The organism is Pseudomonas sp. SCA2728.1_7, assembly GCF_018138145.1.
In the GTDB taxonomy this organism is placed as follows: Bacteria; Pseudomonadota; Gammaproteobacteria; order Pseudomonadales; family Pseudomonadaceae; genus Aquipseudomonas; species Aquipseudomonas koreensis_A.
On the sequence record NZ_CP073104.1, the window covers coordinates 2,810,364 to 2,831,762 of the forward strand.

At 58.5% G+C, this 21,399-nt stretch carries 19 protein-coding genes and 1 pseudogene; 5 read left to right on the forward strand and 15 right to left on the reverse strand.

Annotation, left to right across the window (positions count from 1 at the left end; all coding sequences use genetic code 11):
- Positions 1–2: 2 nt before the first annotated feature.
- The 13 genes from lpxA to rpsB form a co-directional block, all read right to left on the reverse strand.
- Complete coding sequence (lpxA, locus tag KBP52_RS12645; protein WP_007908847.1) at positions 3–779, reverse strand: acyl-ACP--UDP-N-acetylglucosamine O-acyltransferase; 777 nt, start codon at positions 777–779, stop codon at positions 3–5.
- Positions 776–1,216 carry a 3-hydroxyacyl-ACP dehydratase FabZ gene (gene fabZ / locus KBP52_RS12650; protein WP_003222142.1) on the reverse strand — a complete coding sequence of 147 codons (441 nt, stop codon included), beginning with the start codon at positions 1,214–1,216 and terminating at the stop codon, positions 776–778. Before fabZ ends, lpxA begins: the two co-directional genes overlap by 4 nt.
- Before the next feature lie 106 nt (positions 1,217–1,322).
- A complete protein-coding gene (lpxD, locus tag KBP52_RS12655) occupies positions 1,323–2,378 on the reverse strand; it encodes a UDP-3-O-(3-hydroxymyristoyl)glucosamine N-acyltransferase (RefSeq protein WP_077571322.1) in 1,056 nt (351 codons plus the stop codon).
- 3 nt (positions 2,379–2,381) lie between these two features.
- Positions 2,382–2,885: an OmpH family outer membrane protein gene (locus tag KBP52_RS12660; protein WP_007908849.1), complete on the reverse strand. Its 504-nt coding sequence runs from the start codon at positions 2,883–2,885 to the stop codon at positions 2,382–2,384.
- A gap of 45 nt (positions 2,886–2,930) precedes the next feature.
- Positions 2,931–5,306 (reverse strand): outer membrane protein assembly factor BamA, encoded by a 2,376-nt coding sequence (bamA, locus tag KBP52_RS12665; RefSeq protein ID WP_212622872.1) that lies wholly within the window; start codon positions 5,304–5,306, stop codon positions 2,931–2,933.
- A gap of 74 nt (positions 5,307–5,380) precedes the next feature.
- Entirely contained in the window at positions 5,381–6,733 is a 1,353-nt protein-coding gene (rseP, locus tag KBP52_RS12670; protein WP_116028746.1) for a sigma E protease regulator RseP, read from the reverse strand.
- Positions 6,734–6,787: 54 nt separating this feature from the next.
- Positions 6,788–7,978 (reverse strand): 1-deoxy-D-xylulose-5-phosphate reductoisomerase, encoded by a 1,191-nt coding sequence (gene ispC / locus KBP52_RS12675; RefSeq protein ID WP_116028745.1) that lies wholly within the window; start codon positions 7,976–7,978, stop codon positions 6,788–6,790.
- A complete protein-coding gene (locus KBP52_RS12680) occupies positions 7,975–8,781 on the reverse strand; it encodes a phosphatidate cytidylyltransferase (protein WP_038357900.1) in 807 nt (268 codons plus the stop codon). The genes ispC and KBP52_RS12680 overlap by 4 nt, the downstream gene beginning before the upstream one ends.
- Positions 8,781–9,536, reverse strand: coding sequence for a polyprenyl diphosphate synthase (gene uppS / locus KBP52_RS12685; RefSeq protein WP_007908854.1), 756 nt, complete (start codon positions 9,534–9,536; stop codon positions 8,781–8,783). Before uppS ends, KBP52_RS12680 begins: the two co-directional genes overlap by 1 nt.
- 14 nt (positions 9,537–9,550) lie before the next feature.
- The gene (gene frr, locus KBP52_RS12690; RefSeq protein ID WP_007908855.1) at positions 9,551–10,108 is read right to left on the reverse strand and encodes a ribosome recycling factor; all 558 of its coding nucleotides are present in this window, start codon (positions 10,106–10,108) and stop codon (positions 9,551–9,553) included.
- Entirely contained in the window at positions 10,105–10,848 is a 744-nt protein-coding gene (gene pyrH, locus KBP52_RS12695; protein WP_003222124.1) for a UMP kinase, read from the reverse strand. Before pyrH ends, frr begins: the two co-directional genes overlap by 4 nt.
- A gap of 209 nt (positions 10,849–11,057) precedes the next feature.
- Positions 11,058–11,921 (reverse strand): translation elongation factor Ts, encoded by an 864-nt coding sequence (gene tsf, locus KBP52_RS12700; RefSeq protein WP_077571318.1) that lies wholly within the window; start codon positions 11,919–11,921, stop codon positions 11,058–11,060.
- 190 nt (positions 11,922–12,111) lie between these two features.
- Positions 12,112–12,849, reverse strand: a complete 738-nt coding sequence (gene rpsB, locus KBP52_RS12705; RefSeq protein ID WP_003222119.1) for a 30S ribosomal protein S2 — start codon at positions 12,847–12,849, stop codon at positions 12,112–12,114.
- A 373-nt stretch (positions 12,850–13,222) separates the two neighbouring features.
- Here rpsB and map point away from each other — a divergent pair, with 373 nt between their 5' ends.
- Genes map through dapC form a run of 3 tightly spaced genes read left to right on the forward strand, consistent with a single transcriptional unit; the run spans position 13,223 to position 17,992 of the window.
- Positions 13,223–14,005, forward strand: coding sequence for a type I methionyl aminopeptidase (gene map, locus KBP52_RS12710; RefSeq protein WP_016985097.1), 783 nt, complete (start codon positions 13,223–13,225; stop codon positions 14,003–14,005).
- Positions 14,006–14,046: 41 nt separating this feature from the next.
- The gene (locus tag KBP52_RS12715; RefSeq protein WP_116028744.1) at positions 14,047–16,749 is read left to right on the forward strand and encodes a [protein-PII] uridylyltransferase; all 2,703 of its coding nucleotides are present in this window, start codon (positions 14,047–14,049) and stop codon (positions 16,747–16,749) included.
- 43 nt (positions 16,750–16,792) lie between these two features.
- The gene (gene dapC / locus KBP52_RS12720; RefSeq protein WP_212622873.1) at positions 16,793–17,992 is read left to right on the forward strand and encodes a succinyldiaminopimelate transaminase; all 1,200 of its coding nucleotides are present in this window, start codon (positions 16,793–16,795) and stop codon (positions 17,990–17,992) included.
- Between the two features lie 45 nt (positions 17,993–18,037).
- On the opposite strand, the gene KBP52_RS12725 is transcribed toward dapC, so the two are convergent.
- Both KBP52_RS12725 and KBP52_RS30750 read right to left on the reverse strand, forming a co-directional pair.
- Entirely contained in the window at positions 18,038–19,669 is a 1,632-nt protein-coding gene (locus KBP52_RS12725; RefSeq protein WP_116028742.1) for a Na+/H+ antiporter, read from the reverse strand.
- A 106-nt stretch (positions 19,670–19,775) separates the two neighbouring features.
- A pseudogene (locus KBP52_RS30750) lies at positions 19,776–19,862 on the reverse strand (metal ABC transporter ATP-binding protein); the annotation flags it as partial.
- Positions 19,863–19,940: 78 nt separating this feature from the next.
- Here KBP52_RS30750 and KBP52_RS12730 point away from each other — a divergent pair.
- Both KBP52_RS12730 and dapD read left to right on the forward strand, forming a co-directional pair.
- A complete protein-coding gene (locus KBP52_RS12730) occupies positions 19,941–20,303 on the forward strand; it encodes an ArsC family reductase (protein ID WP_116028741.1) in 363 nt (120 codons plus the stop codon).
- A gap of 33 nt (positions 20,304–20,336) precedes the next feature.
- Positions 20,337–21,371 carry a 2,3,4,5-tetrahydropyridine-2,6-dicarboxylate N-succinyltransferase gene (gene dapD / locus KBP52_RS12735; protein ID WP_212622874.1) on the forward strand — a complete coding sequence of 345 codons (1,035 nt, stop codon included), beginning with the start codon at positions 20,337–20,339 and terminating at the stop codon, positions 21,369–21,371.
- Positions 21,372–21,399: the final 28 nt, after the last annotated feature.

Here is a 21,399-nt window from a genome sequence, read left to right on the forward strand (position 1 = left end):
GATCAGCGAGTGATGCCGCGAGTCGACGACTGAATGGAGTCACGGAATATCGCGACTTCCGGGAACTGCGCAGCAGGCTCGGCCAACTCGGCCAATGCCTGTTCAACCGTAAGGCCTTGGCGATAGACGGTTTTGTAAGCGCGACGCAGGGTGTGGATCGCGTCCTCACTGAAACCGCGACGGCGCATGCCTTCGAAGTTCATGCTGCGCGCTTCGGCCGGGTTGCCGAACACGGTGACGAACGCCGGAACGTCCTTGCCGATGGCGGTGCCCATGCCGGAAAAGCTGTGAGCGCCAATGTGGCAATACTGATGAACCAGAGTAAACCCGGAGAGGATCGCCCAGTCATCCACGTGCACATGGCCGGCCAACGCGGTGTTGTTGACCAGAATGCAGTGGTTGCCGATGACGCTGTCGTGACCGATATGGGCATAGGCCATGATCAGGTTGTGATCGCCCAGCGTGGTTTCCGAACGGTCCTGAACGGTGCCACGGTGGATCGTCACGCCTTCGCGGATGACGTTGTGGTCACCGATCACCAGACGGGTTTCTTCGCCTTTGTATTTCAGATCGGGCGTGTCTTCGCCTACCGAGGAAAACTGGTAGATGCGATTGTGCTTGCCGATGCGGGTCGGGCCTTTGAGGATTACATGCGGCCCAATCACGGTACCCTCGCCGATTTCCACACCTGCGCCGATGATCGACCACGGGCCGACCTCGACGCCATCAGCCAGGACGGCCGATGGATCGATGATTGCGCGAGGGTCAATCAAACTCATAGCTTGCGTTCCGCGCAGATGATTTCAGCCGAGCAGACCGGCTTGCCATCGACCGAAGCCTGGCATTCGAACTTCCAGATCTGACGCTTGCAGCTGATGAACTTGGCTTCAAGAATCAGTTGATCGCCCGGCAACACCGGCTGGCGGAAGCGCAGCTTGTCGGAACCGACGAAGTAATAAAGCGTGCCATCGGCAGGCTTCACATCGAGCATTTTGAAACCGAGGATCCCGGCAGCCTGAGCCATCGCTTCGATGATCAGTACGCCCGGCATGATTGGATGCGCCGGGAAGTGACCATTGAAGAACGGTTCATTGATGCTGACATTCTTGTAGGCGCGAATGCGCTTGCCTTCAGTGTCCAGTTCCACCACCCGGTCCACCAGCAGGAACGGGTAACGGTGAGGCAGGTATTCGCGAATCTCGTTGATGTCCATCATTTCGGGGGGAAGCCTATGTAAAGATTGGGAGCGCGACTGAAGCGCACTCCTCTAGCAAATCAAGGAGGCAGTCTAGAGGCTGTGCACACTTGATATGGAAATGGTATCAGCCATCTGATGAAGCATTGCCGTCAGGGGTCACTTCCCCTACGCGCTTTTCCAGCTGTTTCAACCGTCGCGCGATGTCATCGAGCTGACGGATGCGGGCCGCGCTTTTGCGCCATTCGGCCGCCGGTTGCATGGCTGTGCCGGAAGAATAGGCGCCTGGCTCGGTAATCGAGTGGGTCACCATGGTCATCCCGGTCAGGAAAACGTTGTCGCAAATATCAATGTGGCCGACCAGGCCAACACCGCCAGCGAGCATGCAGTGCTTGCCGATTTTGGTGCTACCGGAAATGCCAACACACGCGGCCATGGCGGTGTGATCACCAACCTGAACGTTGTGGGCGATCTGGATCTGGTTGTCGAGCTTCACACCATTGCCGATCACGGTATCGGCCAGAGCGCCGCGGTCGATGGCGGTGTTCACGCCAATCTCGACATCGTCGCCGATGGTCACGCCACCGATCTGCGCGATTTTCTGCCAGATACCTTTTTCGTTGGCAAAGCCGAAGCCTTCACCGCCGAGTACGGCACCGGACTGAATCACCACACGCTTGCCGATGCGCACGTCGTGATACAGCGTCACGCGCGGGGCAAGCCAGCCGCCTTCACCGATTTCGCTGCGGGCTCCGACGACGCAATGCGCGCCCAGCGTCACTTGCGCACCAATTCGCGCACCGGCCTCGATCACCACAAATGGGCCGATGCTGGCGGTTGGATCAACCACCGCGTCCGCCGCAATGACCGCTGACGGATGAATACCCGCAGTGGCTTTTGGCTTGGGATCGAACAGATGAGAGATTCGCGCGTAAGCCAGGTAAGGATCCGGCACCACCAACGCATTACCGGCAAAACCTTCGGCATCAGCTTCTTTGAGCAGCAATGCAGCTGCCTGCGAGCCCGCCAGGTATTTGCGATATTGAGGGTTTGCCAGAAAGCTCAACTGAGCTGGGCCAGCCTCTTGCAAAGTGGCTAGCCCAGTAATTTTCGTCTCAGGGTCGCCACGCAGGGTGGCGCCGAGGAACTCGGCCAACTGGCCGAGCTTGATAGTCACGGTCATGGGTTACTTCAGCTGATTCATGCGCTCGATTACCTGGCGCGTGATGTCGTACTGAGGTTTGACATCGATGACTGCGCCACGCTCGAACACCAGGTCAAAACCACCTTTCTTGATGACTTCTTCCACTGCGCTGTCCAGCTTCGGCTTCAGTTGCTTGAGCATTTCGCGGTCGGCAACAGCTTTGGCTTCGTTCAGCTCTTTGGACTGGAACTGGAAGTCGCGGGCCTTTTGCTTGAATTCCAACTCCAGACGCTCACGCTCACCTTGCTGCATTTTGTCGCCACCGGCCATCAGACGATCCTGAATACCCTTGGCGCTGCTTTCCAGCGTTTTCAGCTTGGTCAGTTGCGGACCGAACTTCTTCTCGGCATCCACGGCGTATTTCTTCGCAGCGTCGGATTCCAGCAAAGCCATCTGATAGTTCAGAACGGCAATTTTCATGTCGGCAAATGCCGGGCCTGCCACCATCAAGGAGGCCAGGAGAACCAATTGAGTCAACTTACGCACGATGCACTCCTACAAAATCCATTGTCGTTATCTTGGGTCAGACACTTAGAACGTCTGGCCGAGGGAGAATTGGAACACTTGAGTTTCAGCCTCATCCGGCTTCTTGATCGGCATGGCCAACGCGAAGCTCAGAGGACCCAGTGCGGTGACCCAGGTCACACCCACACCAACGGAACTGGCCATGTTGCTCAGGCTGATGTCGTTGCACTTGGTGTTCGACGTCGAGCCGTTCGCATTGGTAGTGTCCTTGCACTGCGAGTCAAATACGTTACCCACATCCCAGAATACCGAAGTACGCAGGGAACGCTGATCTTTCACGAATGGCAGCGGGAACAGAACCTCGACACCACCCTGGATCAGGACGTTACCACCGAACGGCAGTGGATCCTGATCCGGGTCAGCCAGCGTACCCGGGTTGTTACCACGGCTCGGCGTACTGCGCGGGCCAAGCGTACTGTCCTTGAAGCCACGAACCGAGTTGAAACCACCAGCATAGTAGTTTTCATAGAACGGCAAGCCGTCGGTTCCACCGTAGCCATCGCCATAACCCAGCTCGGTGTGCAGACGCAGGGTGTAGTTTTCGCTGATCGGCTGGAACAGCTGACCACGGTAATCGAGTTTGTAGAACGACAGATCGCTGCCCGGCACGGTGGTTTCCAGGGTCAGGCTCTGGGAACGACCACGGGTCGGCAGCACGCCTTTGTTCAGGGTCGATTCGGACCAGCCGGCCGACGCCTTGAAGTTCAGGTACTTGTCGCCTTCCTTGTTTACGAAGTCGAAAATCTCGTCAACGGTGTAGGTACCGGTCTTGATCTCGTCCTGCTGAACCGACAGGCCAAAGGTCAGACGCGAAGTCTCGCTGATCGGGTAGCCAACGTTCACGCCGGCACCCAGGCTGTCTACCGCATAGCTTGCTACGTCGACGTCGAGGTCTTTGTAGTCAGTGGTGCGATAGAACGCGTTGTAACCCAGGCTCACGCCATCGGCAGTCCAGTACGGGTCAACGTAGCCGAAGTTGTAGCGGCTCTGGTATTCGCTGCGGGTCAGACCGATGCTGACGCGGTTACCGGTACCAAGGAAGTTGTTCTGGGTGATCGAACCACCGAGGATCAGACCGGCGCTCTGGGCGAAACCGACACTGGCGGTAATCGAACCGGAAGCCTGTTCTTCAACGGCATAGTTCACGTCAACCTGGTCGTCGACACCCGGAACAGCCGGGGTTTCGACGTTGACTTCTTTAAAGAAGCCCAGACGCTCAAGACGGGTCTTGGACTGGTCGATCAGGTAAGTCGAAGCCCAGCCACCTTCCATCTGACGCATTTCACGACGCAGCACTTCGTCTTCGGACTTGGTGTTGCCACGGAAGTTGATGCGGTTGACGTAGGCACGCTTGCCCGGATCGACAGCAAACAGGATGTCCACAGTGTGGTCGTCATCGTGTGGCTGAGGAACACCGTTGACGTTGGCGAAGGTGTAGCCCTCGTTACCCAGACGACGGGTGATCAGCTCGGACGTGGTGGTCATCAGTTTGCGCGAGAACACCTGCCCCTTCTGCACCAGCAGCAGGGACTTGACCTGATCTTCAGGGACTTTCAGATCACCACTGAGCTTGACGTCACGAACGGTGTACTTCTCGCCTTCGGTGACGTTGACGGTGATGTAGACGTGTTTTTTGTCCGGGGTGATCGACACCTGGGTCGAAGCGATATCCATGTTGATATAGCCACGGTCCAGGTAGTAGGAACGCAGACGCTCCAGGTCACCGGAAAGCTTTTCACGGGCGTACTTGTCATCGTTCTTGAAGAACGACAGCCAGTTGGTGGTTTTCAGTTCGAACAGGTCGGTCAGGTCTTCCTCAGGGAAAACCGTGTTGCCCACCACGTTGATGTGCTGAATGGCCGCAACAGTGCCTTCGTTGATCTTCACTTTCAGGCCGACACGGTTACGCGGTTGCGATACCACTTCGGTATCGACCGTAGCCGAGTAGCGACCTTGCGCGACGTACTGACGCTGCAGTTCGTTACGCACGCCTTCAAGGGTGGCGCGCTGGAAGATCTCGCCTTCGGCCAGACCGGATTGCTTGAGACCTTTCATCAGGTCTTCAGTCGAGATCGCCTTGTTGCCTTCGATTTCGATACTGGCGACCGACGGACGCTCGACGACCGTGATGACCAGAACGTTGCCTTCGCGGCCCAGCTGGATATCTTGAAAGAAACCGGTTTTGAACAACGCACGAGTGGATTCCACCAGGCGACGATCATCCGCCTGCTCACCGACGTTCAACGGCAAGGCACCAAAGACGCTACCCGCGGAGACCCGCTGGAGGCCATTGACGCGAATATCAGAGATAGTGAAGGACTCGGCGTGAACTTCGGCGATCATCAATACGGTGAGAACCGCAGTTAGCAGCAGACGTTTCATGAAGTCCTTTCTTATTCCAACTGGCAATAAACAAACTGCCGCAAAATGCGGCAGATTCGCAATTCAGCGAAGCGTTACAGTCGACCCAGATCGTTGACCAGAGCAAGCAACATCACCCCGACCACCAAACTGATACCGATCTGTATCCCCCAACCTTGCACCCGATCCGACAAGGGACGACCACGCGCCCACTCGATCAGATAAAACAACAAATGCCCCCCATCCAGTACAGGAATGGGCAGCAAATTCAGAACTCCCAGGCTAATACTCAGATAAGCAAGGAAATTCAGGAAATCAGCGACGCCCGACTGGGCAGAAGCGCCCGCCACTTTAGCAATGGTTATCGGTCCACTCAAGTTTTTTACCGAGAGCTCGCCGAACAGCATTTTCTTCAGTGAATCGAGTGTCAGAATGCTCATGGTCCAAGTGCGACGGGCACCCTCGCCAATCGCGGCCAACGGACCATAACTGACCTCGCGGATCATCTCCGGTGGCCAGTCGACAGCTTTTACGCCCGCACCCAGATATCCGCTAGGCGATTTGCTTTCACCGCGCGCTGCCAGGGTTACAGGGACGTCGATTTGAGCACTGTCACGCTCGATACGCAGCATGATTTTGGTATCAGGACGCGTACGAACGGTATCAACCACTTGCTGCCAGTCATTCAGCGCCTGACCGTCGAGGGCCAACAGGCGATCGCCAGTCTTCAGGCCGGCCGCCTGGGCCGGGCCTTTCGGATCAAGCTCAGCCAACACCGGCGGCAACGCCGGGCGCCACGGGCGAATACCCAGAGAACGAATCGGATCCGGCTCATCTGCGCCTTTGAGCCAATTGTCCAGCTTCAGCTCACGCGGCGTATCCGCCGACGAGCCTTGCTCACGCACCAGCAACTGCAGAGAACCGCTTTCACCAAGGCGTCGCACCAATTGCAGATTGACGGCGGCCCAACCGGTAGTCGGCTCACCATCGACAGCAACAATTTCCTGACCAGCGTTCAAACCGGCACTGGCGGCGATACTGCCGGATTCAACTGCACCAATGACCGGGCGAATCTGCTCGCTGCCGAGCATCGCCAATACCCAGAAGAACACCAACGCCAACAGAAAGTTGGCAATGGGCCCGGCCGCAACAATGGCGATACGCTGGCGTACGGATTTGCGGTTGAACGATTGATCTAGCTGATCAACCGGAACTTCACCCTCACGCTCGTCGAGCATTTTGACGTAGCCGCCCAGCGGAATCGCGGCAACCACAAACTCGGTGCCCTGCTTGTCGTGCCAGCGCAGCAGCGGCATGCCGAAGCCTACGGAGAAACGCAGAACCTTGACGCCACAGCGACGCGCGACCCAGAAATGGCCGAATTCGTGAAAGGTGACCAGCACACCCAAGGCGATCAGGGTGCCGGCAATCATATAGAGCGCGCTCATCTACTTTCTCCGCAATCCTGTTCAGTGCCGCGTGTAGCCATTGTGTTGCAAATTCTATCGATCGTGACGCTTCAACCACTGTTCTGCCAGAACTCGTGCCTTGGCATCTGCCGTAAACACAGCTTCGAGATCTGCCAGCGCAACCACCGGCTCGAGATCCAAGACCTCCTCGATGATACTCGCGATTTCCGGGTAACGGACCCGTCCGTCGAGAAACGCTGCCACTGCCACTTCGTTGGCCGCATTGAGCATCGCTGGCGCACTGTCGCCAGCCTCGGCAGCTTGCCGTGCCAGACGCAGGCAAGGGAAGCGCTCTTCATCCGGCGCCTCGAAGTCCAGCCGCGCGATGGCGAACAGATCCAGCGGTGCGACACCGGAATCAATTCGCTGCGGCCAGGCCAAGGCATTGGCGATCGGTGTACGCATGTCGGGATTGCCCAGCTGCGCCAGCACCGAACCGTCGACATAATCGACCAGTGAGTGAATGACGCTCTGCGGGTGAATCACCACCTCGACCTGCGAAGGTTTTGCATCAAACAGCCAACAGGCCTCGATCAGCTCGAGCCCCTTGTTCATCATGCTGGCCGAATCGACCGAGATCTTGCGCCCCATGGACCAGTTCGGGTGTGCACACGCCTGATCAGGTGAAACATGCGCCAGCTCACTCATCGGTGTCTGTCGGAACGGGCCACCAGAGGCTGTGAGTAAAATCCGACGAACACCCACCGAACTCAATCCACGGGCAAAATCCTGTGGCATGCACTGGAAAATCGCGTTGTGTTCGCTATCGATCGGCAACAATACCGAACCGCTCTTGCGCACCGCCTGCATGAACAAGGCGCCGGACATCACCAGCGCCTCTTTATTAGCGAGGAGTATCTTCTTGCCAGCCTCGACAGCCGCCAGGGTCGGGCGCAGACCTGCCGCACCGACGATCGCCGCCATCACCGCATCGACTTCCGGAGCAGCAGCGACCTGACACAGGCCCTCCTCCCCCACCAGCACACGGGTCGGTAAACCGGCGGCACGCAAATCGTCCTGCAAGCCGCGCGCGGCAGCAGCCTCGGGCACCACGGCAAATTGCGGCACATGGCGCACGCACAAAGCAAAAAGCTCACTGAGGCGCGTGAAACCACTCAACGCGAAGACCTGATAACGCTCAGGATGACGAGCAATGACATCCAGCGTGCTCAGACCGATCGAGCCCGTCGCACCGAGAACGGTAATCTGTTGAGGACGACTCACGGTGCCGCCATCCACAGCAGCACGGCAAATACCGGGATTGCCGCGGTCAGACTGTCGATACGATCAAGCACGCCGCCATGACCGGGCAGCAGATTACTGCTGTCCTTGATGCCGGACTGACGCTTGAACATGCTTTCGGTCAGATCGCCGACAACCGAGATAAAGACGATCAGCGCAGCGCCGATCAAGCCCTTAAGCAGCTCGGCGACGGTCCAGTCACGCACCAGACCGACAATCGCTGTAATCAGCAAACTCAGCGCCAGACCACCGTAGACGCCTTCCCAGCTCTTGCCTGGGCTGACTTGCGGAGCCAGCTTGCGCTTGCCGAATTTGCGACCAGAGAAGTAGGCACCGATATCGGCGCCCCAGACCAGCACCATCACAGCCATGATCAGCCAGTTACCCAGCGGGTACTGTTTGATTTGCACCAGGCCTTGCCAGGCCGGCAGCAGAATCAGCAGGCCGATGACCAGTTTGGTTGCCGCACTCGACCAATGCACGCTGGAGCGCGGATAGGTCAGCACCAGCCAGGTCGCCGCCGCCCACCACAATACAGACGCACCCAGCACCCACGGGGCAAGCCCGGGCAGGATGTACATGATGAACAACATGAACGCGACCACGGCGGCAAAACCCACGCGGAACGCTTGCCCGGTGAAGCCAGCCAGACGCGCCCATTCCCAGGCACCCAAAGTCACAACCAGACCGATAAACAAGGCAAAACCGGAGCCTTCCAGCAGGAAAAACCCGCACAAGGCGATCGGCAGCAGGATCAGTGCAGTGATGATTCGTTGTTTAAGCATTAAACCCGGGCTCCAGCTTCGACCTGTTCGCTCGTTTTACCGAAGCGACGCTGGCGCGAAGCGAAATCGGCCAGCGCATTGCGCATGGCATCGTGTTTGAAGTCCGGCCAGAACAGGTCGGAGAAGTACAACTCGGCGTAAGCCAGTTGCCACAGCAAGAAGTTGCTGATGCGGTGCTCACCACCGGTACGAATGCACAAGTCAGGCAATGGCAGATCGCCGGTCGCCAGACAGGTTTGCAGCAGATCAGGAGTGATGTCTTCCGGACGCAGGTGCCCGGCCTGAACTTCACGCGCCAGACGCTGTGCAGCTTGCGCGATATCCCACTGGCCACCGTAATTGGCGGCGATCTGCAGGATGAAACGGTTGGCACCCGCCGTCATCGCCTCGGCTTCACGCATTGCCGCCTGAAGCTCCGGATGAAAGCGCGAACGATCGCCAATGATGCGCAGGCTGATGTTGTTGTCGTTGAGGCGCTTGGCCTCACGACGCAATGCCTTGAAGAACAAGTCCATCAAGGCACTGACCTCATCGGCCGGACGCTGCCAGTTCTCACTGGAAAACGCGAACAGGGTGAGCACTTCGACCTTGGCCTCGGCGCACACCTCAATTACCGCACGCACAGCATCCACGCCCGCTTTATGCCCGGCGACACCCGGCATAAAGCGTTTTTTCGCCCAGCGATTGTTGCCATCCATGATGATCGCGACATGGCGCGGCACCGCGGACGGCGCAGTCTGCTTGGTCTTGTCCATTAAAAGCTCGAACCTTATACGGCCATCAGATCCGCTTCTTTTTGCTTGGTAGCCGTGTCGATATCAGCCTCGGCCTTGTCGGTGAGCTTCTGAATATCGGCTGCGGCACGACGCTCTTCGTCTTCGCTGATTTCTTTGTCCTTGACCAGTTTTTTCAGCTCGCCCAAGGCGTCACGACGAATGTTGCGCACGGCAACACGCGCGTCTTCGGCAGCACTGCGCGCCTGTTTGGTGAAGCCCTTGCGGGTTTCTTCAGTCAGGGCAGGCATGGAAATCAGCAACAACTCGCCCAGGTTGGTCGGGTTGAGGTTCAGGCCAGCGCTCTGGATTGCCTTGTCGACCGCTGCGAGCATGTTGCGCTCGAACGCAACGACTTGCAGGGTGCGCGAATCTTTTACAGTGATGTTGGCCACTTGGGTGATGGAGGTGTCTGCGCCGTAGTACGGCACCATCACGCTACCCAGAATACTTGGGTGAGCCTTGCCGGTACGAATCTGACCGAATGCGTGGGCCAGAGAGTCCAGGGATTTTTGCATGCGCTCTTGAGCGTCTTTTTTGATTTCGTTGATCATTGTTGACCTTCCTCGATCAGGGTGCCTTCAGCGCCGCCATGGACGATGTTCAGCAGGGCACCGGGCTTGTTCATGTTGAATACGCGCAGCGGCATCTTGTGGTCGCGGCACAGGCAAATAGCGGTCAGATCCATTACACCCAGCTTGCGATCCAGCACTTCATCATAAGTCAGATGATCGAACTTCTCGGCATGCGGGTCTTTGAACGGGTCAGCGGTGTAAACGCCATCGACCTTGGTCGCTTTCAGCACGACGTCGGCATCGATTTCGATTGCACGCAGGCAGGCTGCCGAATCCGTGGTGAAGAACGGGTTGCCGGTACCGGCTGCGAAAATCACGACGTCTTTGGAGTTCAGGTGGCGCATGGCTTTGCGGCGATCATAGTGATCGGTCACGCCAACCATGGAAATGGCCGACATCACGATGGCCGAGATATTGGCACGTTCCAGCGCATCGCGCATGGCCAAGGCGTTCATCACAGTGGCCAGCATGCCCATGTGGTCGCCTGTGACCCGATCCATACCGGCTTTGCTCAGGGCTTCGCCACGGAACAGGTTGCCACCACCGATCACCAGACCGACCTGTACGCCGATGCCGACCAGCTGGCCGACTTCCAGCGCCATGCGATCCAGCACTTTTGGATCGATCCCGAACTCTTCCGAGCCCATCAGGGCCTCGCCGCTAAGCTTGAGTAGAATGCGTTTATAGCGAGCCTGATAACCACTGCCCTGCTGAGCCATTGCGAATCTCTCCTGCGGCGTATTTAAAAATTCTTTGCGAGCTGTTTACAGCTGGCGTTCACTCTAGCTTGGCGCTGCTTCAGCGCCATCGGAACATGGCTTTGTAAGTCAGTTCCAAGTGGAAACCAATAAAAAATTGGCAACCCCATCTGAAAAGAGGCTGCGCGCGTTAGCGGGCAGCCTCTTTCGGCGACAGTTGAAAAACCGTCTTACTGCTTGGCGGCAGCCAGCTGAGCAGCAACTTCTTCAGCGAAGTTGTCTACTGGCTTCTCGATGCCGTCGCCCACTTTGTAGTAGGTGAAGGAAACGATTTCTGCGCCGCCTTTCTTGGCCAGCTCGCCAACCTTGATTTCAGGGTTCTTGACGAACGCCTGCTCAACCAGGCTTGCTTCTGCCAGGAACTTGCTGATACGGCCTTTGACCATGTTCTCAACAATGTTTTCTGGCTTGCCTTTGATCTTCTCTTCGTTCAGCTGCAGGAACACAGCTTTTTCACGCTCGATCGCTTCGTCCGAAACTTGCGAAGGCAGCAGGAACTCAGGGTTGCTTGCAGCTACGTGCATCGCGATGTCTTTGGCCAGCTCGACGTCACCGCCTTTCAGAGCCACAACAACACCGATCTTGTTGCCGTGCAGGTACGAACCTACAACGTCACCTTCGATACGGGTCAGACGACGGATGTTGACGTTTTCGCCTACTTTGGCAACCAGTGCTTCACGAGCAGCTTCTTGCGAAGCGATCAGCGGAGCAGCGTCGGTCAGCTTGTCAGCGAAAGCTTTTTCAACGCTGGCAGCAACGAAGTTTTTGAAGTCGTCTTGCAGAGCCAGGAAGTCGGTCTGCGAGTTCACTTCCAGGATAACGGCAGCTTTACCGTCGTCCTTGATTGCGATTGCGCCTTCAGCGGCAACGTTGCCAGCCTTCTTCGCAGCCTTGATCGCGCCCGAAGCACGCATGTCATCAATGGCTTTTTCGATGTCGCCGTCAGCCTTTTCCAGGGCTTTCTTGCAGTCCATCATGCCTTCGCCGGTACGCTCGCGCAGTTCTTTAACCAACGCTGCAGTAATTGCTGCCATTTTCAAATTCCTCTTGGATAGGTTTTCAACCATTCCACCCGATCGAACGGGCGTTCAATTCTTCCCGAACCACCCCTGTTAGCTGCCGCACATTACAAACAGTGCCGTGGGCGCCAACAAATGGTTTTCGAGGTGGCAAAAAGGGGGCCAAGCCCCCTTTTTGCTTACTGAGTCAACGCCAGGGCGTTAATTACTCAGCTGCAGCCTGAGTTTCTTCAGCTGCGAATTCTACAGTGCCGCCAGCAACATTGTTGCGACCACGGATTACTGCGTCAGCCATCGAACCCATGTACAGCTGGATAGCGCGGATTGCGTCATCGTTGCCTGGGATGATGTAGTCAACGCCTTCCGGGCTGCTGTTGGTGTCGACAACGCCGATTACCGGGATGCCCAGCTTGTTGGCTTCGGTGATCGCGATGCGCTCGTGGTCAACGTCGATCACGAACAGTGCGTCTGGCAGACCGCCCATGTCCTTGATGCCGCCCAGCGAACGATCCAGCTTCTCAAGATCACGGGAGCGCATCAGCGCTTCTTTCTTGGTCAGCTTGGCGAAAGTACCGTCTTCGGCTTGAACTTCAAGGTCACGCAGACGCTTGATGGAAGCACGAATGGTTTTGAAGTTGGTCAGCATGCCGCCCAACCAGCGGTGATCGACGTACGGCGAACCGCAACGTGCTGCTTCTTCAGCAACGATCTTGCCAGCGGAACGCTTGGTGCCGACGAACAGAATCTTGTTTTTGCCCTGGGCCAGACGCTCTACGAAAGTCAGAGCTTCGTTGAACATTGGCAGGGTTTTTTCAAGGTTGATAATGTGAATCTTGTTACGCGCGCCGAAAATGTACTTACCCATTTTCGGATTCCAGTAACGGGTTTGGTGACCGAAGTGCACACCGGCCTTCAGCATATCGCGCATATTGACTTGGGACATGATAGTTCCTTAATAAGTCGGGTTTGGCCTCCACGTATCCCAATGACCAACCAGTGGCATAAAGCCAAAAGCACCCAGGTCATCGTGTCGACACGTGTGTGGATTTAAGCTTTTCGGGGTATCCCCGGAAAGCGGCGCATTTTATACCACAGGGTGCGCAGAAACGGAACCCGGAATCTGTATTCGCACCAAGGACATGGGCGCAGCCCCCTTGGAATCCGCCCCGAACGCACCATTGTATAGAGAGAAGCGATGCACGCGGGCGCTGAATTGCGCCGTGCGTCTGTTAGAATCGCGTTTTTCAGGGTCGCCGATCGAACACCGGCCACCCTATCCGTATCAGCAAGCGCCGCCGAGCGCAGAGAGAGCCTGTATGACCGTCAACCTCAAAACTCCCGAGGACATCGCTGGCATGCGCGTCGCCGGCAAACTGGCCGCCGATGTGCTGGAAATGATTGCCGAACATGTCAAACCAGGCGTGACCACCGATGAGCTGAACCAGATCTGCCACGACTACATCGTCAATGTGCAGCAAGCCATCCCCGCCCCGCTCAACTACAAGGGCTACCCGAAGTCGATCTGCACCTCGATCAACCACGTGGTCTGCCATGGCATTCCGAATGACAAGCCGCTGAAAAACGGCGACACCCTGAACATCGACGTCACCGTGATCAAGGACGGTTACCACGGCGACACCAGCCGCATGTTCCACGTCGGCGAAGTACCGGTCTGGGCCGAACGCCTGTCGCAGATCACCCAGGAATGCATGTACAAGGCGATCGAGATCGTCAAACCCGGCTGCCGCCTCGGCGACATCGGTGAAGTGATCCAGAAGCACGCCGAGAAGAACGGTTTCTCGGTGGTTCGCGAGTTCTGCGGTCACGGCATCGGCAAGGTTTTCCACGAAGAGCCGCAGATCCTCCACTACGGCCGCGCCGGCACTGGCATGGAACTGAAGGCCGGGATGACCTTCACTATCGAGCCGATGATCAACCAGGGCAAGGCCGACACCAAAGTATTGGGCGATGGCTGGACCGCGATCACCAAGGACCGCAAGCTCTCGGCGCAGTGGGAACACACCCTGCTGGTGACCGACACCGGCTACGAGATCTTCACCCTGCGCGCCGACGACACCATCCCGCGCATCTCGGCCTGATCCAGACAACGCTCCCAGCCTTATAGAAGGAAAGCCAATCGATGCCGCAGGTGGATCCCGAACTCTTCGACCGCGGCCAGTTCCAGGCTGAACTGGCCCTCAAAGCGAGTCCTATCGCGGCGTTCAAGAAGGCGATCCGCCAGGCTCGCGAGGTCCTCGACACGCGCTTTCGCCAGGGTCGCGACATTCGCCGCCTGATCGAAGATCGCGCCTGGTTCGTCGACAACATCCTGCAAAAGGCCTGGGAGCAGTTCAACTGGAGCGAAGACGCCGACATCGCGCTGGTCGCGGTCGGCGGTTATGGTCGCGGTGAACTGCACCCGTATTCCGACATCGATTTGCTGATCCTGCTGGACAGCGCCGATCACGAAGTTTTCCGCGACTCCATCGAGCGCTTTCTGACGCTGCTGTGGGATATCGGCCTGGAAGTCGGTCAAAGCGTACGCTCGGTCGATGAATGTGCCGAAGAAGCCCGCGCTGACCTGACCGTGGTCACCAACCTGATGGAAAGCCGCACCATCTGCGGCCCCGAGCGCCTGCGTCAGCGCATGCTCGACGTTACCAGCACCGCACACATGTGGCCGGCCAAGGAGTTCTTCCTGGCCAAGCGCGCCGAACAGAAGGCCCGCCACCACAAATACAACGACACCGAATACAACCTGGAACCCAACGTCAAAGGCTCGCCCGGCGGCCTGCGGGATATTCAGACGATTCTGTGGGTGGCCCGACGTCAGTACGGCACCCTTAACTTGCGCGCACTCGCTGGCGAAGGTTTCCTGGTCGAGAGTGAAAACGCGTTGCTCGCCTCCTCCCAGGAATTCCTCTGGAAAGTGCGCTACGCCCTGCACATGCTCGCCGGTCGCTCCGAAGACCGCTTGCTGTTCGATCATCAACGCACCATCGCCGGGCTGCTCGGGTTTGAAGGTGACGACGCCAAACAGGCCGTCGAAAACTTCATGCAGCAGTATTTCCGCGTGGTCATGAGCATCGCCCAGCTCAGCGACCTGATCATCCAGCACTTCGAGGAAGTCATCCTCGCGCCGGAAGACGAAGCGCCGCCACAGCCGATCAACTCGCGCTTCCAACTGCATGACGGCTATATCGAGGCACGCAACGACAACGTGTTCCGCCGCACGCCGTTCGCCATGCTCGAGATCTTCGTGCTGATGGCGCAGCAGCCGGAAATCAAAGGCGTGCGCGCCGACACCATTCGTCTGCTGCGCGAGCACCGTCACCTGATCGACGACAACTTCCGCAACGATATTCGCAACACCAGCCTGTTCATCGAGCTGTTCAAGTGCAAGATCGGCATTCACCGCAACCTGCGACGGATGAACCGTTACGGCATTCTCGGGCGCTATCTGCCGGAGTTCGGCTTTATCGTCGGGCAGATGCAGCACGACCTGTTCCACATTTATACGGTCGATGCGCACACGCTGAACCTGATCAAGCACCTGCGCAAATTGCAGTACACCCAGGTCTCGGAAAAATTTCCGTTGGCGGCCAAGCTCATGGCCAAACTGCCCAAGCCTGAACTGATCTACATGGCCGGCCTGTACCACGACATCGGCAAGGGCCGGCATGGCGATCACTCGGAGATCGGCGCGGTCGATGCCGAAGCGTTCTGCCAGCGCCATCAGTTGCCGGTGTGGGACAGCCGCCTGATCGTCTGGCTGGTGCAGAACCATCTGGTGATGTCGACCACCGCCCAGCGCAAGGACTTGTCCGACCCGCAAGTGATCCACGACTTTGCCCTGGCTGTCGGCGATGAAACCCGTCTCGACTATCTCTACGTGCTGACCGTGGCCGACATCAACGCGACCAACCCGACGCTGTGGAACTCGTGGCGCGCCAGCCTGTTGCGCCAGCTCTACACCGAGACCAAACGTGCCTTGCGTCGCGGCCTGGAAAACCCGGTGGATCGCGAAGAGCAGATCCGCCAGACCCAAAGCGCCGCACTGGATATTCTGGTGCGCGGCGGCACCGATCCGGACGATGTCGAGCAGTTGTGGGCGCAGTTGGGCGATGACTATTTCCTGCGCCACACCGCCGGTGACGTGGCCTGGCACAGCGACGCGATCCTCCAGCAGCCGGTCGATGGCGGACCGCTGGTGCTGATCAAGGAAACCACCCAGCGCGAGTTCGAGGGCGGCACGCAGATCTTCATTTATGCACCGGACCAGCACGACTTCTTCGCGGTGACCGTGGCGGCGATGGATCAGCTCAACCTGAACATTCACGACGCCCGGGTCATCACCTCGAGCAGCCAGTTCACCCTCGACACCTACATCGTGCTCGACAACGAGGGCGAGTCCATCGGCGACAACCCGACGCGGGTCAAACAGATCCGCGAAGGCCTGACCGAGGCCCTGCGCAATCCCGACGATTACCCGACGATCATCCAGCGCCGGGTGCCGCGCCAGCTCAAGCATTTCGCCTTTGCGCCACAGGTCACCATTCACAACGATGCCCAGCGTCCGGTGACCGTGCTGGAATTGACCGCGCCCGATCGGCCGGGCCTGCTGGCGCGGATCGGCGGGATTTTCCTCGAATTCGACCTGTCGCTGCAGAACGCCAAGATTGCGACCCTCGGCGAGCGGGTGGAAGACGTGTTCTTCATCACCGACGCCCACAACCAACCGTTGTCCGACCCGTTGCTGTGCAGCCGTTTGCAGGATGCGATCGTTGAGCAACTGAGCGTCAATCAGGAACCCGATATCAAACTGTCGCGCATCAGTATTTGATGGCGCCCCGGATTCAAATGGCTTTGCGAGAGACCCAGCCCCAATGAACAACGCTCTGAACCAGCTCCAGCCGTACCCGTTCGAAAAGCTCCGCGCTCTGCTCGGCAGCGTGACGCCGAACCCGGACAAACGCCCGATCGCCCTGTCGATCGGCGAGCCGAAACACCGTTCGCCAAGCTTCGTCGCCGAAGCCCTGGCGAACAGTCTGGATCAGATGGCCGTATACCCGACCACCCTCGGCATCCCGGCACTGCGTGAGGCGATTGGCGGTTGGTGCGAGCGTCGTTTCGGCGTGCCAAGCGGCTGGATCGATCCGGCGCGCAACGTGCTGCCGGTCAATGGCACCCGTGAAGCGCTGTTCGCGTTCACCCAGACCGTGGTCAACCGTGGCGACGACGCACTGGTGGTCAGCCCGAACCCGTTCTACCAGATCTACGAGGGCGCCGCGTTCCTCGCCGGGGCCAAGCCGCACTACCTGCCATGCCTCGACGAAAATGGCTTCAATCCGGATTTCGATGCCGTTTCGCCAGACATCTGGAAACGCTGCCAGATCCTCTTCCTCTGCTCGCCAGGCAACCCGACCGGCGCACTGATCCCGGTCGATACCCTGAAAAAGCTGATCGCTTTGGCCGACGAGTACGATTTCGTGATCGCCGCCGACGAGTGCTACAGCGAACTGTACTTCGATGAGCAAACCCCGCCGCCGGGCCTGCTGACTGCTTGCGTCGAACTGGGCCGCAAGGATTTCAAACGCTGCGTGGTGTTCCACAGCCTGTCCAAGCGCTCCAACCTGCCGGGCCTGCGTTCCGGTTTCGTCGCCGGTGATGCCGACATCCTCAAAGGCTTCCTGCTGTATCGCACCTACCACGGCTGCGCGATGCCGGTACAAACGCAACTGGCCAGCGTGGCGGCGTGGAATGACGAAGTGCATGTGCGCGCCAACCGTGCGCTGTATCGCGAGAAATTCGATGCGGTGCTGGAAATCCTTAGCCCGGTGATGGACGTGCAGCGTCCGGACGGCAGCTTCTATCTGTGGCCGAGCGTGCAAGGTGATGACGCCGCGTTCTGCCACGATCTGTTCGAGCAGGAGCACGTGACCGTGGTGCCGGGTTCTTATCTGTCCCGCGACGTCGATGGCGTCAACCCGGGCGCTGGCCGTGTGCGCATGGCGCTGGTTGCGCCGCTGGCCGAATGTGTCGAAGCCGCCGAACGGATTCGCGCCTTCATCACTCGCCAGAAGTAATCATCAAGAGCCCGCACAAGGAATCCTGTGCGGGCTCTTGATGAGTTATTTGACCTTCCCCAGATTGGCCTCACTCAGATCCAGATCGGCCAACACTTCTCTGAGGACGTCATCACCGATCTGGTGATGTCGACTGAGGCTATACAGTTCCAGGCGCTGTGCCCTGAGCGCTTTCAGGCGCATGCGACGCTCGAGCAGATCCATCTGGAACGCCAAGGCCTGCGCTTCGGCGGAGTCGTTGAAGACATCGAGCTGATGGCGATACTCGGACATGATCCGCGCCTTCAACTCGGCCGACAGCGCAGCCTGAGCGGCGTCCTGCGGGGTGGTTTCCTCGGTCTCCAGCGCATGAATCGCCGCTTCTGCGGTTTTGCGCCAGGCATCACGCACTTCCTGGCGCCGCTTGTCGTCCGGGCTTTTTTCGATGCCGCGCAACAGCAGAGGCAGCGCGATACAAGCCGAAACCAGCGACAGCAGAATCACTCCGGCAGCGATGAAAATCAGCAGATCACGCTCGGGAAACGCGTCCGCCCCCATCAACATCGGTACTGACATCACACCGGCCAGCGTCACCGCACCGCGCACACCGCCGACGGTCAGCAACCAGCAGGAGCGCGCGGTCGGGACTTGCGTCAGCTCGCCCTTGCCACGCAAACGGCGCAGCAGCACAGATAATCGCCAGATGCTTTGCACCCAGATAAACCGCAGTAACACCAGCGCGAAGAATATCGCCACGACATCGAGGCAGCGATAGAACAACGTTGGCCAGAGCGTCGGTTCATGGCTGACCACAGCTTTGATGATGTCCGGCAATTGCAGGCCAAGCAGGAGGAAGATCAAGCCGTTGAATGCGAACTCCAGCAGCGACCAGACGCTGCGATTAAGCAGTCGAGTGCTGGTCTGCCGAGGCAGCAGATCTAGCCAACTCTGCATCATCCCCGCCGCCACGGCCGAGAGAATGCCCGACACACCAAGTCGTTCCGCCAGCACATAGGCCGCGAACGGCAACAGCAACATGAACACCACATGGGTAGCCGGGTCATCCCAGCCACGGGCGATCATCCACGCCCGCAAGCGCCCGACCAGCCAGCTCAAGGCCACACCGACCGCCAACCCGCCGAGCGCCACCACGACAAAGGTCAGGCTGGCGTTGGTCAGCGAGAAAACGCCCGTGATGGCCGCTACCAGGGCGAACTTGAAGGTCACCAGACCCGAGGCATCGTTCATCAGCGCCTCGCCCTGCAATATATGCATCAGCGGGGTCGGCAAACGGTTTTGCGAAATGGCCGACACCGCCACGGCATCCGTAGGCGACAACACCGCCGCCAAGGCAAATGCCACCGGCAGAGGAATGGACGGCAACAACCAATGAATGAAGTACCCAGCGCCGACCACGGTGAACAGCACCAGCCCCACCGCCAGCGTCAGGATCGGCCCGCGCAGGTGCCAGAACTCGCGCTTGGGCATGCGCCAGCCATCGGAAAACAGCAGGGGCGGCAGGAACAGAAACAGGAACAATTCGGGATCGAGGGCCACATGCAGACCGAGGGTCGGCCAGGCGAGCAAGGCGCCAGCGGCGATTTGTACCAGCGGCAGTGGCAACGGGATGACCCGTCCGACCAGCCGCGAGACGCTGACCAGCATCAGCAGGATCAGGACGGTGTAAGCGGTTTGCATAAAGCGGAAATCTCAGACAATCGACAGCGTTGAACTGCCATATTAGCCGCTTAGGATGAATCTGACCGTTGCACCTATGTCGCACTGCTGGAACGCAGTCCCCATGTGGGAGCGAGCCTGCTCGCGAATACGGTGGATCATTCAATATCGATGTCGCCTGATATGGCGCCTTCGCTAGCAGGCTCGCTCCCACAGGTTTTGCGTATTCACCGAAGGGTCATGGCATAATCCGACACCTTTTTTCTCTAGCACCTGTAAAGGGGGCGATTCCTTGACCGTTTCAAGTAAAACGTTGCGCCTTTTCGGCATCAAAGCCTGCGACACCATGAAGAAGGCGCGCACCTGGCTCGATGAACACGCTGTCAGTTACGACTTTCACGATTACAAAACCGCCGGCATCGACCGTGAACACCTGACCCAATGGTGTGACGAACATGGCTGGCAAACGGTGTTGAACCGCGCAGGCACGACCTTTCGCAAACTCGACGACGAACGCAAAGCCGATCTCGACCAGTCGAAAGCCATCGAACTGATGCTCGCTCAACCCTCGATGATCAAGCGCCCGGTGCTCGATCTCGGTGACCGAACCCTGATTGGCTTCAAGCCAGATATCTACGCGGCCGCTCTGAAGTAAGCAGCCCGTCACTCTTTGTAGAGGTGTATTTACATGTCCAATTCCCTGTTCAGCATCGCCTTTGGTGTCGGCACTCAAAACCGTCAAGGCGCGTGGCTGGAAGTGTTCTACGCACAGCCACTGCTCAATCCATCGGCCGCGCTGGTCGCGGCGGTTGCGCCGATCCTCGGTTACACCGAAGGCAACCAGGCCATCACCTTCACCACCGCTCAGGCTGCGCAACTGGCCGAAGCCGTGAAAAGCATCGACGCCGTGCAAGGCAAGCTGCTGACCCGTCTGGCTGAAAGCCACAAGCCGCTGGTCGCCACTTTGCTGGCCGAAGACGCACAGTTGACCTCGACGCCTGAGGCCTACCTCAAGCTGCACCTGCTGTCGCACCGTCTGGTCAAGCCGCACGGCGTGAGCCTGGCCGGGATCTTCCCGCTGCTGCCAAACGTTGCCTGGACCAGCCAAGGTGCTGTTGACCTGAGCGAACTGGCGGAAATGCAACTGGAAGCCCGTCTGCGTGGCGAGCTGCTGGAAGTGTTCTCGGTGGACAAGTTCCCGAAAATGACCGACTACGTGGTTCCGGCCGGCGTGCGTATCGCTGACGCCGCGCGTCTGCGTCTGGGCGCTTACGTCGGTGAAGGCACCACCGTCATGCACGAAGGCTTCATCAATTTCAACGCTGGCACCGAAGGCCCGGGCATGATCGAAGGCCGCGTGTCGGCTGGCGTGTTCGTCGGCAAGGGCTCGGACCTGGGCGGCGGCTGCTCGACCATGGGCACCCTGTCGGGCGGCGGCAACATCGTGATCAAGGTCGGCGAAGGCTGCCTGATCGGCGCCAACGCCGGTATCGGTATCCCGTTAGGCGACCGCAACACCGTTGAGTCGGGCCTGTACGTGACCGCCGGTACCAAGGTGGCGCTGCTCGACGAAAACAACAACCTGGTCAAGGTTGTGAAAGCGCGTGAATTGGCTGGTCAGACTGACCTGCTGTTCCGTCGCAATTCGGAAACCGGTGCTGTGGAGTGCAAAACTCACAAGTCGGCGATCGAACTGAACGAAGCGCTGCACGCTCACAACTAAGTGCTTGGATAATCCATTGTAGGAGTGA

What these genes read in the sequence shown, in the direction of transcription:
- fabZ (WP_003222142.1), bottom strand. Translation starts at nt 1,216, where the DNA reads ATGATGGACATCAACGAGATTCGCGAATACCTGCCTCACCGTTACCCG.
- KBP52_RS12725 (WP_116028742.1), bottom strand. Translation starts at nt 19,669, where the DNA reads ATGCAAACCGCTTACACCGTCCTGATCCTGCTGATGCTGGTCAGCGTC.
- KBP52_RS12680 (WP_038357900.1), bottom strand. Translation starts at nt 8,781, where the DNA reads ATGCTTAAACAACGAATCATCACTGCACTGATCCTGCTGCCGATCGCC.
- pyrH (WP_003222124.1), bottom strand. Translation starts at nt 10,848, where the DNA reads ATGGCTCAGCAGGGCAGTGGTTATCAGGCTCGCTATAAACGCATTCTA.
- map (WP_016985097.1), top strand. Translation starts at nt 13,223, where the DNA reads ATGACCGTCAACCTCAAAACTCCCGAGGACATCGCTGGCATGCGCGTC.
- lpxA (WP_007908847.1), bottom strand. Translation starts at nt 779, where the DNA reads ATGAGTTTGATTGACCCTCGCGCAATCATCGATCCATCGGCCGTCCTG.
- uppS (WP_007908854.1), bottom strand. Translation starts at nt 9,536, where the DNA reads ATGGACAAGACCAAGCAGACTGCGCCGTCCGCGGTGCCGCGCCATGTC.
- bamA (WP_212622872.1), bottom strand. Translation starts at nt 5,306, where the DNA reads ATGAAACGTCTGCTGCTAACTGCGGTTCTCACCGTATTGATGATCGCC.
- lpxD (WP_077571322.1), bottom strand. Translation starts at nt 2,378, where the DNA reads ATGACCGTGACTATCAAGCTCGGCCAGTTGGCCGAGTTCCTCGGCGCC.
- tsf (WP_077571318.1), bottom strand. Translation starts at nt 11,921, where the DNA reads ATGGCAGCAATTACTGCAGCGTTGGTTAAAGAACTGCGCGAGCGTACC.
- rpsB (WP_003222119.1), bottom strand. Translation starts at nt 12,849, where the DNA reads ATGTCCCAAGTCAATATGCGCGATATGCTGAAGGCCGGTGTGCACTTC.
- frr (WP_007908855.1), bottom strand. Translation starts at nt 10,108, where the DNA reads ATGATCAACGAAATCAAAAAAGACGCTCAAGAGCGCATGCAAAAATCC.
- dapC (WP_212622873.1), top strand. Translation starts at nt 16,793, where the DNA reads ATGAACAACGCTCTGAACCAGCTCCAGCCGTACCCGTTCGAAAAGCTC.
- rseP (WP_116028746.1), bottom strand. Translation starts at nt 6,733, where the DNA reads ATGAGCGCGCTCTATATGATTGCCGGCACCCTGATCGCCTTGGGTGTG.
- KBP52_RS12715 (WP_116028744.1), top strand. Translation starts at nt 14,047, where the DNA reads ATGCCGCAGGTGGATCCCGAACTCTTCGACCGCGGCCAGTTCCAGGCT.
- dapD (WP_212622874.1), top strand. Translation starts at nt 20,337, where the DNA reads ATGTCCAATTCCCTGTTCAGCATCGCCTTTGGTGTCGGCACTCAAAAC.